Genomic DNA, 13387 nt, shown 5'->3' with positions numbered 1-13387 from the left:
GGGCATGGCGACCCTCTACACAGTTCTCCTCACCCTGCACAACCTCACCCGCTGGCTGGTGCTGCTGGCGGGGGTGTGGGCGCTGCTGCGGGCCTTTCGTGGCGTGGGGGGCGCGCAGGCCTTTACGCCCACCGACCAACGCGCCGTCACGCTGTTCATGAGCAGCCTGCACCTTCAGGTCGTGCTGGGCCTGCTGCTCTTCGGCTTCCTGGGTTCGCAGGGGGCGCGGGCCTTCGCGGAGGGCCGCCCCAGCTTTCAGTGGGAACACGTGGGGTTGGGCCTCGTCGCCGCCGTCCTCGCCACCCTGGGTAACCGGTTCACCAAGCGCGCGGGCGGCAACCAGGCGAAATTCCGCGCGGCGAGCCTCTGGACCGTCCTCAGCCTGCTCGCCGTGCTGCTGGCGATTCCGTGGTGGCGTCCGCTGCTGCGGCTGTTCTCGTAAACGGTCAGTCATCAGCAGCAGAAGAAAGGGACGCCCCCGCTCATGTTGGGGCGCCTCTCTTACTGATCGCTGACGGCTGACCGCTTCATCTCTTTCATCTCTGCGGCTCAATGATCACCTTCCCGGTCGTCTTGCGGTCCAGAATGTCCTGAAAGGCGCGGGCACTCTCGGCGAGGGGATAGGTGGGGCCGACCTGGGGCGTGACCCGGCCGCTGCCGACGAGGGCGGTGAGGGCCTGGGCCGCCTCGCGCGTCGCCTCGGCGTCCGGCATCAGCGAGGTCAGCCACAGGCCCGTCACGGTCAGGTTGCGCTTCATCAGCTCGACGGGGCGCAGGGTCGCCTGCTCGCGGCTGGCATTCCCGATCACGATAAGGCGGCCCCGGTTCGCGGCCATGTCCAGGCTCTCCTGAAAGCGCTTGCCGCCCACGACCTCCAGGATCAGCGGCACACCCTTCCCGCCCGCCGCCTCGCGCACCTTCTGGACCCGGTCGGGGTCGTCCTGAAGCAGCGTCACGTCGGCGCCGAGGTTCCGGGCGATCCCCAGCTTCTCCTCGGTGCTCGCCATGGCGACGACGTTCATGCCAAGCGCCTTGGCGAGCTGGATGGAGGCCGTGCCGAGCGCGCCCGCCGCGGCCTGGACCAGCACCCACTCGCCTTCTTTGCCGTGCCCCAGCGTCTTCAGGCCGTGGTAGGCGGTGTAGTACGACACGGGAAAGGCGGCGGCCTGCGCGGCGCTGAAGCTTGCGGGTACCGGGATCAGCGCGGCGGCGGGGGAGAGGGCGTACTGGGCCAGGCCCCCGCGTCCCCCCAGGCTGGCGACCCGCTGGCCGACCTGCACCCCCGTCACACCCTCGCCGAGCGCGTCCACGGTTCCCGCGAACTCCATGCCCGGCGTGTAGGGAAAGCGCGTCCGCGTCAGGTACTCGCCCGCCACCGTGAGCACGTCCGCGAAGTTGATGCCCACCGCCTCCACCCGCAGCCGGACCTCGTCAGGGCCGGGCTGGGGCACGGGGAGGTCGCGCAGTTCCATGACTTCGGGAGGCCCGAGGCGCTCGACGACGACGGCTCTCATGGTGTCGCTCATAGGGGGAGCATACCCGACTGTTTCCCGGAAAGTGAACGCGCACGTACACCCTGAACGCGCACGTATTTGACCCGGCCCGCTTCCCGTGGAAGCATGGGGCGCACGTCACCAGAACGCCGGTCTGTCTCGTGAGGGGAGACCCCCACCTGGCCGCCCGCCGCTCTGGCCGGACCGGGCCGTCCCTGCGCCCCGTCCACCCACACCCGTTTCCAGGAGGCAGCCTTCATGAGCATCGTCGACCAGACCCGCGAGGGGGACGTTCTCGTCCTTACCATCAACAACCCGCCCGTCAACGCCTTCTCGCCCGGGGTCCCCGAGGGCCTGCACGCGGGCCTGGACGCCGCCGAGGGGGACGAGGGGGTGAAGGCCGTTGTCATCATCGGCGGGGGGCGCACCTTCATCGCCGGGGCGGACATCAAGACCTTCGACCTGCCCCGTGAGCAGGCCCCCGACCTGCGCGGGTTCATTCAGCGGTTGGACAGCTTTTCCAAGCCCACGGTCGCGGCGATTCATGGCACGGCGCTTGGGGGTGGGCTGGAGGTCGCGCTCGCCTGCACCTACCGAGTGGCGACCCGGGACGCCCAGATGGGACTGCCGGAGGTCAAGCTGGGCGTCCTTCCCGGTGCGGGCGGCACTCAGCGGCTGCCCCGCGTGGTCGGCGTGGTGAAGGCGCTGGAGATGATGCTCTCCGGGAACCCCATCAAGGCGACCGAGGCGAAGCAGCTCGGCCTGGTGGACGAGATCGTGGAGGGCGACCTGCGCGAAGGGGCGATTGCCTTCGCCCGGGCCCACGCCGACGCCCGGCCCCTGCCGCGTGTCAGCGAGCGCACCGTGGGGGCCGACCCCGCCGTCTTCGCCGCCGCCCGCGAGGGCATCAAGAAGACGCACCGCGGCCAGCTCTCGCCCGGCTTCATCATCGACCTCGCCGAGATGGCCGCCACCCGCCCCTTCGCCGAGGGCTGGGAGGCCGAGGCCCGGCTCTTCATGCAGGCCAAGGACTCGCCCCAGTCGCGCGGCCTGCGCCACATCTTCTTCGCCGAGCGCGAGGCGGGGAAAATTCCCGGTCTGGCAAAGGACACGCCGACCACCGAGATCAAGTCCGCCGGGATCATCGGCGCGGGCACGATGGGCGGCGGCATAGCGATGAACTTCCTGAATGTCGGGATTCCCGTCACCATCGTGGAGACCAGCCAGGAGGCCCTCGACCGCGGCCTCTCCGTCATCCGCCGCAACTACGAGAACACGGCGAAAAAGGGCCGCCTGACGATGGAGGATGTGGAGAAGCGCATGTCGCTCCTCACGCCCAGCCTGAACATGGAGGACCTCGCTGACGCCGACATCATCATCGAGGCCGTGTTCGAGAACATGGACGTGAAGAAGGACATCTTCACCAAGCTTGACGCCATCGCCAAGCCGGGTGCGATCCTCGCCACCAACACTTCCACGCTGGATGTGAACGAGATCGCCTCCGTCACCGGTCGGCCCGAGCAGGTGATCGGCCTGCACTTCTTCAGCCCGGCGAACGTGATGAAGCTGCTGGAGATCGTGCGGGCGGACAAGACCAGTGACTCCGTCCTCGCCACGAGCATGGCCCTTGCCAGGCGCATCAAGAAGGTGGGCGTGGTGGTTGGTGTGTGCGACGGCTTTGTCGGCAACCGCATGATTCACCGCTACGGCGACGAGGCCCGCAAGCTGGTGGAGGAGGGCGCCCGCCCCGAGGACGCCGACGCCGCGATGAACGCGCTGGGCCTGCCCATGGGTCCCTTTCAGATGAGCGACATGGCGGGCCTGGACGTGGGCTATCTCATCCGCCAGCATCAGGCGAAGGTGCGCGGGGCGCCGAAGCCCGACGGCTGGCTCGACCGCATTGTGGAACTGGGCCGCAAGGGTCAGAAGACCGGCGCGGGCGTCTACGACTACGACGAGAACCGCAGGCCGAAGCCGAACGCCGAGATCGGCAGGCTCATCGAGGACTACCGCACCGAGAAGGGGATCCAGTCCCGCCAGCTCGGGCAGGAAGAGGTCACGGGCCGCCTCGTCTACTCCCTGGTCAACGAGGGCGCCCAGATTCTCGATGAGGGCATCGCCCAGCGGGCGGGCGACATCGACGTGATCTATATCTACGGCTACGGCTTCCCCGCCTACCGCGGCGGCCCGATGCAGTACGCCGACGAGGTTGGCTTGAAAAACGTCGTCGCCGATCTGGAGAAGTACGGTCAGACGCCCGCACCGCTGCTCAGGCGGCTCGCGGACGAGGGCAAGACGTTCGCGCAGTACGACCGGGAGAGGGCGGGAGCCTGAGCGCATGACCGTCCAGGTGCGCCTGCTGGGTGAAGGGGAAGCGGGGGTGCTGCGAAACGTCGCCCCCGGGGTCTTCGACGATGATCTCCGGCCTGACTCGCTGGCCGCCTTCTTCTCGGACCCCCGGCACCACCTGGCCGTCGCGCTGGACGGCGAAACTGTGGTCGGTATGGCCGCCGCCATCCATTACGTTCACCCGGACAAGGCGCCCGAGCTGTACATCAACGAGGTCGGTGTGGCGGACACTTACCAGGGGCAGGGCCTGGGCCGCCGGATGCTCGACGCCCTGCTCGCGCACGCCCGCATGCTGGGCTGCGTGGCCGCCTGGGTCCTCACCGAGGAGGACAACACTGCCGCCCGCCGCCTGTATGCCTCCGCCGGGGGCGAGGAACAATCCGGCGTCGTGATGTGTCTCTTCGAACTTTAAGGAGTAATCGAATGCCCGAAGCTGTCATCGTCTCCACCGCCCGCACCCCCATCGGCAAGGCCTACCGGGGCTACCTGAACGACACCCACGGCTCCGACATGGGCGCGCATGTCGTTACCCACGCCCTGCAACGCGCTGGAGTTGATCCCTCCGAGGTCGAGGACGTGATCATGGGCGCAGGGAATCCCGAGGGCGCGACCGGCTCGAACATCGCCCGGCAGATCGCGCTGCGGGCCGGAATGCCCGTCACCGTTTCCGGCGTGACCGTCAACCGCTTCTGCTCCAGCGGGCTGAACACCATCGCGCTCGCGGCGAACCACATCATGGCCGGACAGGGCGAGATCATCGTGGCGGGGGGGCTGGAAAGCATCAGCCTCACGCAGAACGAGCACGCCAACAAGTACCGCCTGAAGGGCGAGTGGCTGGTGGAGCACAAGCCCGCGATCTACATGCCCATGCTGGAGACGGCGGAGGTCGTGGGTGCCCGCTACAAGATCAGCCGCCAGGCGCAGGACGAGTACGCCTATTCCTCGCAGATGAGAACGGCAGCGGCGCAGCAGAACGGCCTCCTCGACCAGGAGATCGTGCCCTTCACGGCCATCATGAAGGTGCAGAACAAGGAAACCGGCGAGATCAGCACCCGTGAGGTCACCCTGACGAAGGACGAGGGCAACCGCCCCGACACCACGCTGGAGGGTCTGGCCAAGCTCAAGCCCGTCATTGAGGGTGGTTGCGTGACGGCGGGCAACGCCTCGCAGCTCAGCGACGGCGCCTCGGCCTGCGTGGTGATGAGTGACGAAGTGGCGCGTGACCGTGGCCTGGAACCGCTCGGCATCTTCCGGGGCTTCGCTGTGGCGGGCTGCGAGCCGGACGAGATGGGCATCGGCCCGGTGTTCGCCGTCCCCAAGCTCCTCAAGCGGCACGGATTGAAGATTGACGATATCGGCCTGTGGGAGTTGAACGAGGCTTTCGCGGTGCAGGGCATCTACTGCCGTGACACACTGGGCATCGACCCCGAGATTTACAACGTGGACGGTGGCTCCATCTCGGTGGGCCACCCCTATGGCATGAGCGGCTCGCGCCTGACCGGGCACGCGTTGATTGAGGGCAAGCGCCGGGGCCTGAAGTACGTCGTCGTGACCATGTGTGTGGGCGGCGGCATGGGGGCGGCGGGGCTGTTCGAGATTATCTGAGGAACACCGGGCGTTGAAGGCCAGCCGCCCCGACCTCACGACGGGTCGGGGCGGTTCTGTGTGTCACTCATAATAGTTCAACGTTAAGCGATTAAGATGGAGGTATGACAACCGTACCCTTCGTCCCGCATGGCCTGCACCACGTCACCGCCGTGACAGCGAACGCGCAGGCGAACCTCGACTTCTACACGGGCGTTCTCGGTCTGCGCCTGGTCAAGAAGACGGTGAACCAGGACGACGTGACGGCCTATCACCTCTTCTTTGCCGATGGGGCGGGGAGTCCGGGAAGCGACCTGACCTTTTTCGAATGGTCCGTGCCGCCCGAGGTGCCCGGCAACAATTCCATCACCCGGACGGGGCTGAGGGTGCCGCCCGGAAGCCTGGAGTGGTGGGCGGCGCACCTGCGGGGGCACGGGCTGGAGGTTGTACCGGTGACCCGCGCGGGCCGTCCCCACCTCGATTTCGCTGACCCGGAGGGCCAGCGCCTCAGCCTGGTCGAGGGCGGACCGAAGGGTGTGGCGTGGGAGGGCAGCCCCATTCCCGCCGAACGTCAGATTCTCGGCCTCGGCCTCGCCGAGCTCACCCTGCCCGGCCTGTTCCCGACCGAGCGGGTACTGACGAGGGTTTACGGCCTGCAACCAGCGGGGACGTACCCGGACCCGGAGAGGCCCGAGCGGACGGTCCATGTCTACGCGATGGGGGAGGGCGGCCCCCACGCCGAACTGCACCTGCGGCTCGATCCCGCCCTGCCCCCGGCCCGGCCCGGTGCGGGCGGCGTCCACCACCTCGCCCTGCGGGTGCGGGACGACGAGTACCACGCCTGGAACGAGCGGCTGAGCGGTCTGGGCCTCCGCACGAGCGGCGAGGTGGACCGCCACTGGTTCCACTCCATTTACTACCGCGAGCCGCAGGGCATCCTGATCGAACTCGCCACCGACGGCCCCGGCTTCGCGGTGGACGAGGACCCGGCACACCTGGGCGAGACACTGGTGCTGGCACCCTTCCTCGAACCCCAGCGGGCGAGGATCGAGGCGGGGTTGAAACCTTTGACGGTCAAGGCCGGGGCGGCGGCCGGGCGCTAAGCTGGTTCCCCACAGGGCAAGCCCAAGGTCGGGTTTTGGCAGGGCTGGCCGCGGTCAACCCCTCAGTCCGCTTCGCGGACAGCTCTCCTGGGAGGGGAGCCCCCATTCCGCCCTTGACCTGCCAGGAACCTGAGGCTCTGCCACCCCTGCGACTTTGCGCTTGCCCTGATTCCCCCACGCAATCTCTACCCTCCCTTTCGCCTTTCCGTTAAGCTGCGCCCACATGCCCCGTGCCAAACTCACGTTTCTGGCAGGCGTGCTGGCCGCGCTGCCCTTCCTGAGCGCTCAGGCGCAGTCTCCCGCCGAGGCGAAACTGCTCGCGGGGCTCAACCAGGCCCGGGCACAGGGAGTGTCCTGCCCCGCCGTGGGCCGCCGCCCGGTGTCCGCGCCGCTCCTCGCCAGCCCAGCCCACGCCCTCGCCGCCCGGACTCAGGCCGGGTATATGGGCAGCAGCGGGCGCATTACCCACACCGGGACGGGAGGCAGCACACCCCGCGTCCGGGCGGCGAGCACGGGCGTCACGGCGGTGAGCGTTACCGAAATCATCTACCTGGGCTCGGGCGTGAATCCCCAGACGGCGGTACGTTGGTGGCTGCATTCGCCGGTCCACTGCGCGATCCTGACTGATCCCCGCTACACCCACGCCGGGGCGAGCGTGGTGCAGGGCTCACGTGGCACCGCCTACGTGGTCGTGCTGAGCAGCCGCCCGCGCTGAGAGAGGGACCCTGGGCCCGGCTGGGACGCGCGTGAGGGCAGGGCCACGGCACCGTTTCGCCACCTCACCCGCGCGTCACGTGGCGGGAGGAGCATCAGGACATGACAGACCTTTCCGCGGCCACTTCTCCTCCCCCCACCCTGGCCGCGGACGCTCCCGTCAGTGCCCGCCGGACGGCCCGCCTCACCGCGCTCGATGCCTGGCGGGGGCTGACCGTGCTGCTGATGCTGCTCGTGAACAACGTGGCACTGGGAAGCTACACGCCCGCGCAACTTGTCCACGCTCCCTTTGGCGGGATGACGCTGACCGACCTGGTGTTTCCCTGGTTCCTGTTCTGCGCGGGGGCGGCGCTGCCCTTCTCGCTCGCCGCGATGACCCGGGCGGGCGTGACGGGCTGGGCGTGGGTGCGGCGGTTGCTGGAGCGGGCCGCCCTGCTGTACCTGGTCGGCGCCTTCCTCACGAGCGTGACTCTGGGCGCCTTCTACCTGGGGCTGGGCGTGCTGCAACTCATCGCGCTCGCCACGCTGTGTGCGGCGCTGCTGGGCGGGCTGCGCGGACGCTGGCAGGCGCTGATCGCCGCCGGGCTACTCCTGGGGTACGGCGCCTTCCTGGCCTACGGGCGGCACCCGGCTGGTGTGGGCATCATCTCGGAGACGGCCAATCCCGTGCAGGCGGTGAACCAGACGCTGCTCGCCCCCTGGGGCCTGCGCGGGCTGCTCTCGGTGATTCCCACGACGGCACTCGTGCTGCTGGGGAGTCTGGCGGCCCGGCCCCTGCAAGCCCGTGATCCCCGGGCGCCGGGAAGGCTCCTCGCGCTGGGTCTGGTCCTCAGTGTCCTGGGCTACAGCTGGGCCCTGAGCGGGCATCTGCCCTTCGCCAAGGCGCTGTGGACGCCGCCGTACATCCTGTACAGCGCCGGGCTGGCGACGCTGGGCATCCTCGCCTTCTTCCTGCTCGCGGACGCGGGGCGGGTGGCCTGGGGCGCGCGTCTGCTCGCGCCGCTGACCATTCCGGGCCGCAACGCGCTGGCCGCCTACGTGCTGCCCATCCTGTTCAAGGTCTGGGTCCTCCAGGGCCTGACCGTCACCTGGGCGGGAGAGCCCCAGCCGATGGGCGCGGCGCTCCTGACCCTGGCCCGCACCCATCTGGGGGCACTGGCGGGCGGCTGGACGTACACGCTGGGGTATATCCTCGCCGCGTGGCTGGGCCTGGCCTGGATGGCGCGGCGCGGCTTGATCTGGAAACTCTGAGCGGGGGAGGCGCTGTGCCCCACCTGGGGTCACATCCGGCCCCCCCGCAGGACACCCCACCGGGAAGCGGAGACGCCCTGTCGGCTTCCCCCTGGCAACCTCTGCTCGCTATCCGGCCCTTCTCGCCCGTCCTTCCCCGCTTGCCCTTCCGAGGTTCCCATGCGCCCACCACTCGCCCTGACTGCCCTCAGCCTCCTCGCCCTCGCCTCCGGCACCCTCGCCGCCCCCGCGCCCGCCTCGCTGACCTACGGCGGCCCCAATCTCCGGGCGCTGGCCGCCGACTCCTACCGCCTCGCCGGGCTGAGCGGGTCCTTCGAGACCTGGCTGGCGGATGCCTACAGCCGGGCCGGGGTGCCGCTCGGGAAGGGAGGCACGTCCCTGACCGCCGCGCTCGACGCCCGCCGGGCACAGCTCGCCGCGGCGCGGGGGGCGGAGCGTGACCGTCTGGCGCGTGACACGGCGGCCTGGGCGCACCGCTTCATCAAGAAGGCCGTGCCGAAGTTCAGCCTGGAGCGCGGCTTCGAGTTCGCCAGCCTGGTGAAGACCGGCGAGCGGCAGTGCCTGCTTCAAAGCACGGTGATTGCGGGATTGCTGCAACGCGCCGGACTGAACGCCGGGCTGGTGATGGTCTGGAAGAGCCAGAGTGGCCAGGAGAGCAACCTGGGCCACGTGACGAGCGTCCTGCGGCTGCCCTCGGGCACCGGTGACATCCAGGTGGACGCGAGCGAGCCCGAGCCCTTCGCCCGGCACCAAGGGGTCCTCGCCTGGGCGGACGGGGGTTACCGCTTCCTGTCGCCCCGTTTCAGTGGCGACGTGATGACCGGCTACGCCCGCGCCGACGGCAAGGGAAGCGTGGGGGCGTCCGCACTCACTTTCCTCGACCTGTCCTACCTGCGCTCGCAGTTCAACTATTACCGCGGCGAGCGGGCTCCCGGGGGCTTCCTGGGTACCGGCACCGGGAAGGCCACTCCGGCAGGATTGAAGGTGAGCGAGGCCTTCCTGCGCACCGCCCTGCGCGACAACCCGAACAATGCCCTCGCGGCGGGGGTACTGGGCAGCGTGCAGCGCAAGCTGGGGGATGAGGACGCCGCACGCGCCCAGTACCTCGCGGCGGGCCGACTGTACGCGGGGCAGGGCCACCTTCCCGCCAGCATGGCCGCCAATCTCGCCTGGGTGAAGGCGGGCACGACCAGCCTGAGCGGCACGTCCGGTGTACGTTGAGGCCGTGAAGCGCCGGTTGCTCCTGCTGGTGCCCGCCCTGCTCCTCGCCGCCCACGCACGGACACTCCCTCCCCACACCTCTCGCCCCCTGAGCCCGCAGACGATTCCGGCCCTGCCCGGACAGGTGCAGCCCGTTGCGCCGGGCACCCGCCCCGCGCCCTCCATCCCCACCCTGACGCTGACCCCGCCCGTGCCGCAGGTGGACCGGGTGGAGGTGCTGGGCAACGGCTTTATCGAGGTCGCGCACGCCGTCCTGCTCGTCACCCCGGCGGAGCAGGGGGGAGTGCGGTCGCTGGCGGCCCAGGTCACGCGCCGGATGTTCGCGGCCCGTCCCGGTCTGGCGGAGGTCGACCTCAGTGTGTACGACCGGGGGAGCTACGCGGGCTTCGGCGGGCCGCTGCCGCTCATGACGGCGAGCGTGCCCCGGGGGCGGCTGAACGACTTCCTGAATTGGACCGCCACGGGCGCCTTTTACGAGCGGGTCTGGGTCAATGCCGGGAACCTGCCCGCCTACCGGGCGCCGGACCGGATACGCGAGGTGGGACCCACCCTACAGCCCTCGCCGACCCCGGGGAGCCCGGTTGCCCAGAATCGCGCCTCGATCCGCATCACCACTGCCCAGGTGGTCGGGGGGCTGCACGGCGGCCTGCTGTATCGGGGCAAGCGGGGCACGGCGCCCGTGGCGGCCCTCACCTTCGACGACGCGCCGCACCCGCTGTACGAGCCGCTGCTGCTCGATTTGCTGCGGCGCAGCGGTGTGCGGGCCACCTTCTTCGTGATCGGGCGCAACGCGCAGGCCTACCCGTATTTCGTGCGCGATATGGTGGCCGGGGGACATGAGGTCGGCAACCACACCTATCACCACGTCCGGCTGCCGCCCCTGCCCCTCGCCGACGCCTTTCAGGAGATGCGGCTGGCAAGCGAGACCATCCGCGCGCTCACCGGCCAGCCCGTGCGCTATTTCCGCCCCCCCGGCGGCGAGTACACCCCCGAGACCCTGCGCGCCGCCGAGAGCCTGGGCCTCACCACCGTCTTCTGGACCGACGACCCGGGCGACTTCACCAACCCCGGCGACGCGACGCTCGAAAGCCGCCTCAAGCGCGGGCTACGTCCCGGCGGCATCGTGCTGCTGCACGACAATGCCCCCGAGATGCTCGACGTGCTGCGCGGCTTCCTGCGGGTGGCCCGCCAGGAGGACGTGAGGCTGACCACGGTGGGCGGGCTGCAGAAGTAGGCGGGCTGGTATGGCCTGCAGCACTTGACGCAAACCTTGTCATACTGAGCGAAGCGAAGCGTCCCTGGGCGTGGTGTGGGGGTCCTTCGCCTCGCTCAGGGTGACAGGCCTTCTTTCGTCCGGTGCCCTACAGCCCCAGCAAGGCCCCCACCACCGCTGCCCCCAGCACGACCACGGCGCTGTTCACCCGCGTGCGCCACAGCAGCAGGAAGGCGACCCCCGCGAGCAGCGCGGCGGGCCATGAGTTGACCGAGGTGCGCGCCAGCACCAGCGCCCCCGCCAGAATCACCCCACCCCCGAAGGGCAGCAGGGCATTGCGAAAGGCGACCACCCAGGGGTGGGTGCTGTGCCGCTGCCAGATCAGAACGGCGGTGGCGCTGACCAGGGCGGTCGGGCCGTAAAAGCCCAGCGTGGCGGTGAGCGCTCCCGGAAGTCCCGCCGCCGCGTACCCGTAGTGCGTGACCGCCAGCATGTTCGGTCCCGGCATGAGTTGTCCCAGCGCGAATCCATTCGCCAGCGTCCGCGCGTCGATCCAGCTGTGGTGGAGGACCAGCACCCGCTCCAGCTCCGCCACGTTGGTGCCGCCGAAGCTGATCAGCCCCAGCCGGACGAAGGCCAGGAAGAATTCCCACAGGTCAGTCACGGCTTCCTCCCCGGACGGTGGATCAGCAGTCCGGCCCCCAGCCCTACGATCAGGACGGGCAGCAGGTCCAGCCGCAGCATCCCCAGCGCGAGGAAGACCAGGACGGTGACCACCGGCCCGCCCCGCACCCCCCACCCCACCCGCACGACGGGCAACGCGGCGGTGAGCAACACGGCCAGGGCGGCGCAAGCGGCCCCTTTCAACGCGCTTTGCAGCAGGGGAGGGAGACCCCCCGGCTGCCCCAGCGTCACCACGCTCACGGCCAGCATGGCGAGCAGGCCAGGCGTGAGCACTCCCAGAACGGAGGCAACGGCTCCCATCCGCCCCGCCAGCCGTGCCCCCACCATCGCCGCCAGATTCACCGCGTTCGGCCCCGGCGTCAGTTGCGCGAGGGTGAACGTCTCCGCAAACGCCTCGTCGGTCATCCAGCCACGCGAGAGCAGGGCGCGGCGGGTGTGGGCGGGCAGTCCGCCGCCAATCCCGGACAGGGCCACCCCGACGAACAGGCGGGCCAGGGTCAGCGGCGTGGGCGCAGGTTGGGTGGAGGTCGTCGGCTCATCCTCCGGGGGCAGGGCGGCTCCGGCCTGGGTCATACCTGGAGCCTAATCCCGTGCCTGAAGTGGTATCCGGTGACTGCCCGGGGAACAGCCGGGCACGGAAAGCACGGAATGAACCGCCAGAGCGTCCCTCTCCTAAACCGTTCTGCCCGCCCCTTGACCTTTACGTCATCTGGCGTATTCGGATTTCTCAATTTCAGCTTTGACGTACCCTGAGACCAGCTATGACCACATCCACCCCGGACGCCAGCGTACGCGTCCGCGACCTTCGCAAGAGTTACGCCGTCCACGAGAAGGAGCCGGGCTTCCTGGGCAGCCTGCGGTCCTTCGTGAAGCGCAAGAGCCGCGAGGTCGAGGCCGTCAAGGGCGTGTCCTTTGACCTCGCGCCCGGGGAGGTCGTGGGATTTCTGGGGCCGAACGGGGCGGGGAAGACGACCACCCTCAAGATGCTCTCGGGCCTGCTGCACCCCTCGGGCGGCGAGGCGCGGGTGGCGGGCTTCGAGCCCCGGCGCCGCGAGGCCGCCTTCCTGAAGCGGATCACGCTCGTGATGGGGCAGAAGCAGCAGCTCATCTGGGACCTCCCCGCCCTCGACTCCTTCCTCGTCAACCAGGCGATCTACGAGATTCCCGACGCGCAGTACCGCGCCACGATGGCCGAGTTCACCGAGGTGCTGGGTCTGGAAGGCATCCTGAAAAAGCAGGTCCGCAAACTCAGCCTAGGCGAGCGGATGAAGTGCGAACTCGCCGCCGCGCTGCTCCACCGCCCACAGGTGCTGTTCCTCGACGAGCCGACCATCGGCCTGGACGTGAACATGCAGGAGAGCGTGCGCGCCTTTATCCGCGACTACAACGAGCGCCACGGGGCCACCGTGATCCTGACGAGCCACTACATGGCCGACGTGACCGCCCTCGCCCGCCGCATCCTGGTGATCGACGCCGGTCAACTCGTCTTCGACGGCGACCTCGCCCGCCTCGCCGAGCGGGGCAGCGGGGGCAAGACGGTGCGGCTGCAACTGCGGCACCCTGTCACCTCGGCACGACTCGCCAGTTACGGCAGCGACGTGCGGGTGGACGGCCTGAGCGCCGAACTCACCGTTCCCCGCGCGGAGGTGAGTGTGCGCGCCGCCCGGCTTCTTGCCGACCTCGACGTGGCCGACCTGACGGTGGAGGACCCGCCCATCGAGCAGGTGATGGGGGAGCTGTTCGGGCGGAAGGAGGCGGAGCGTGTCTAGGTCCGG

The 13387-nt window shown here is 69.5% G+C and carries 13 protein-coding genes; 10 read left to right on the top strand and 3 right to left on the bottom strand.

Going from position 1 to position 13387, the window contains the following annotated elements; genetic code table 11:
- Positions 1-4 precede the first annotated feature (4 nt).
- Positions 5-442, top strand: a complete 438-nt coding sequence (locus F784_RS0101315; RefSeq protein ID WP_019584882.1) for a hypothetical protein — start codon at positions 5-7, stop codon at positions 440-442.
- Between the two features lie 94 nt (positions 443-536).
- Here F784_RS0101315 and F784_RS0101310 read toward each other — a convergent pair whose 3' ends face one another.
- Positions 537-1526: an NADPH:quinone oxidoreductase family protein gene (locus F784_RS0101310; protein ID WP_019584881.1), complete on the bottom strand. Its 990-nt coding sequence runs from the start codon at positions 1524-1526 to the stop codon at positions 537-539.
- A gap of 225 nt (positions 1527-1751) precedes the next feature.
- On the opposite strand from F784_RS0101310, the gene F784_RS0101305 reads away from it, so the two are divergent.
- The 8 genes from F784_RS0101305 (at position 1752) to F784_RS0101270 (ending at position 10949) form a co-directional block, all read left to right on the top strand.
- The gene (locus tag F784_RS0101305; protein ID WP_019584880.1) at positions 1752-3827 is read left to right on the top strand and encodes a 3-hydroxyacyl-CoA dehydrogenase NAD-binding domain-containing protein; all 2076 of its coding nucleotides are present in this window, start codon (positions 1752-1754) and stop codon (positions 3825-3827) included.
- Positions 3828-3831: 4 nt separating this feature from the next.
- Positions 3832-4254 carry a GNAT family N-acetyltransferase gene (locus F784_RS0101300; protein WP_019584879.1) on the top strand — a complete coding sequence of 141 codons (423 nt, stop codon included), beginning with the start codon at positions 3832-3834 and terminating at the stop codon, positions 4252-4254.
- An 11-nt stretch (positions 4255-4265) separates the two neighbouring features.
- Complete coding sequence (locus F784_RS0101295) at positions 4266-5447, top strand: acetyl-CoA C-acyltransferase (RefSeq protein ID WP_019584878.1); 1182 nt, start codon at positions 4266-4268, stop codon at positions 5445-5447.
- A gap of 104 nt (positions 5448-5551) precedes the next feature.
- Complete coding sequence (locus tag F784_RS0101290; protein ID WP_019584877.1) at positions 5552-6529, top strand: ring-cleaving dioxygenase; 978 nt, start codon at positions 5552-5554, stop codon at positions 6527-6529.
- Positions 6530-6752: 223 nt separating this feature from the next.
- A complete protein-coding gene (locus F784_RS0101285; RefSeq protein ID WP_019584876.1) occupies positions 6753-7244 on the top strand; it encodes a CAP domain-containing protein in 492 nt (163 codons plus the stop codon).
- Positions 7245-7345: 101 nt separating this feature from the next.
- The gene (locus F784_RS0101280; protein ID WP_019584875.1) at positions 7346-8494 is read left to right on the top strand and encodes a heparan-alpha-glucosaminide N-acetyltransferase domain-containing protein; all 1149 of its coding nucleotides are present in this window, start codon (positions 7346-7348) and stop codon (positions 8492-8494) included.
- Positions 8495-8653: 159 nt separating this feature from the next.
- Complete coding sequence (locus tag F784_RS22120; protein WP_019584874.1) at positions 8654-9715, top strand: hypothetical protein; 1062 nt, start codon at positions 8654-8656, stop codon at positions 9713-9715.
- A gap of 4 nt (positions 9716-9719) precedes the next feature.
- Positions 9720-10949, top strand: coding sequence for a polysaccharide deacetylase family protein (locus F784_RS0101270; RefSeq protein WP_245557733.1), 1230 nt, complete (start codon positions 9720-9722; stop codon positions 10947-10949).
- A 127-nt stretch (positions 10950-11076) separates the two neighbouring features.
- Here the strand turns inward: F784_RS0101270 and F784_RS0101265 are convergent, their stop codons facing one another.
- Together F784_RS0101265 and F784_RS0101260 are read right to left on the bottom strand one after the other, a co-directional pair.
- On the bottom strand, positions 11077-11592 hold the full coding sequence (locus F784_RS0101265; RefSeq protein ID WP_019584872.1) for a chromate transporter: 516 nt from the start codon (positions 11590-11592) through the stop codon (positions 11077-11079).
- Positions 11589-12185, bottom strand: coding sequence for a chromate transporter (locus tag F784_RS0101260; protein WP_019584871.1), 597 nt, complete (start codon positions 12183-12185; stop codon positions 11589-11591). The genes F784_RS0101265 and F784_RS0101260 overlap by 4 nt, the downstream gene beginning before the upstream one ends.
- A 188-nt stretch (positions 12186-12373) precedes the next feature.
- Here F784_RS0101260 and F784_RS0101255 point away from each other — a divergent pair, with 188 nt between their 5' ends.
- Positions 12374-13381 carry an ABC transporter ATP-binding protein gene (locus F784_RS0101255; protein ID WP_019584870.1) on the top strand — a complete coding sequence of 336 codons (1008 nt, stop codon included), beginning with the start codon at positions 12374-12376 and terminating at the stop codon, positions 13379-13381.
- The last annotated feature ends 6 nt before the right edge of the window (positions 13382-13387 follow it).

It is taken from the genome of Deinococcus apachensis DSM 19763 (genome assembly GCF_000381345.1).
Taxonomy (GTDB): domain Bacteria; phylum Deinococcota; class Deinococci; order Deinococcales; family Deinococcaceae; genus Deinococcus; species Deinococcus apachensis.
Note: the sequence above shows the minus strand (reverse complement) of the source record. Positions and strands in the feature narration are given on the sequence as shown.

What these genes read in the sequence shown, in the direction of transcription:
- F784_RS0101315 (WP_019584882.1), top strand. Translation starts at nt 5, where the DNA reads ATGGCGACCCTCTACACAGTTCTCCTCACCCTGCACAACCTCACCCGC.
- F784_RS0101310 (WP_019584881.1), bottom strand. Translation starts at nt 1,526, where the DNA reads ATGAGCGACACCATGAGAGCCGTCGTCGTCGAGCGCCTCGGGCCTCCC.
- F784_RS0101305 (WP_019584880.1), top strand. Translation starts at nt 1,752, where the DNA reads ATGAGCATCGTCGACCAGACCCGCGAGGGGGACGTTCTCGTCCTTACC.
- F784_RS0101300 (WP_019584879.1), top strand. Translation starts at nt 3,832, where the DNA reads ATGACCGTCCAGGTGCGCCTGCTGGGTGAAGGGGAAGCGGGGGTGCTG.
- F784_RS0101295 (WP_019584878.1), top strand. Translation starts at nt 4,266, where the DNA reads ATGCCCGAAGCTGTCATCGTCTCCACCGCCCGCACCCCCATCGGCAAG.
- F784_RS0101290 (WP_019584877.1), top strand. Translation starts at nt 5,552, where the DNA reads ATGACAACCGTACCCTTCGTCCCGCATGGCCTGCACCACGTCACCGCC.
- F784_RS0101285 (WP_019584876.1), top strand. Translation starts at nt 6,753, where the DNA reads ATGCCCCGTGCCAAACTCACGTTTCTGGCAGGCGTGCTGGCCGCGCTG.
- F784_RS0101280 (WP_019584875.1), top strand. Translation starts at nt 7,346, where the DNA reads ATGACAGACCTTTCCGCGGCCACTTCTCCTCCCCCCACCCTGGCCGCG.
- F784_RS22120 (WP_019584874.1), top strand. Translation starts at nt 8,654, where the DNA reads ATGCGCCCACCACTCGCCCTGACTGCCCTCAGCCTCCTCGCCCTCGCC.
- F784_RS0101260 (WP_019584871.1), bottom strand. Translation starts at nt 12,185, where the DNA reads ATGACCCAGGCCGGAGCCGCCCTGCCCCCGGAGGATGAGCCGACGACC.
- F784_RS0101255 (WP_019584870.1), top strand. Translation starts at nt 12,374, where the DNA reads ATGACCACATCCACCCCGGACGCCAGCGTACGCGTCCGCGACCTTCGC.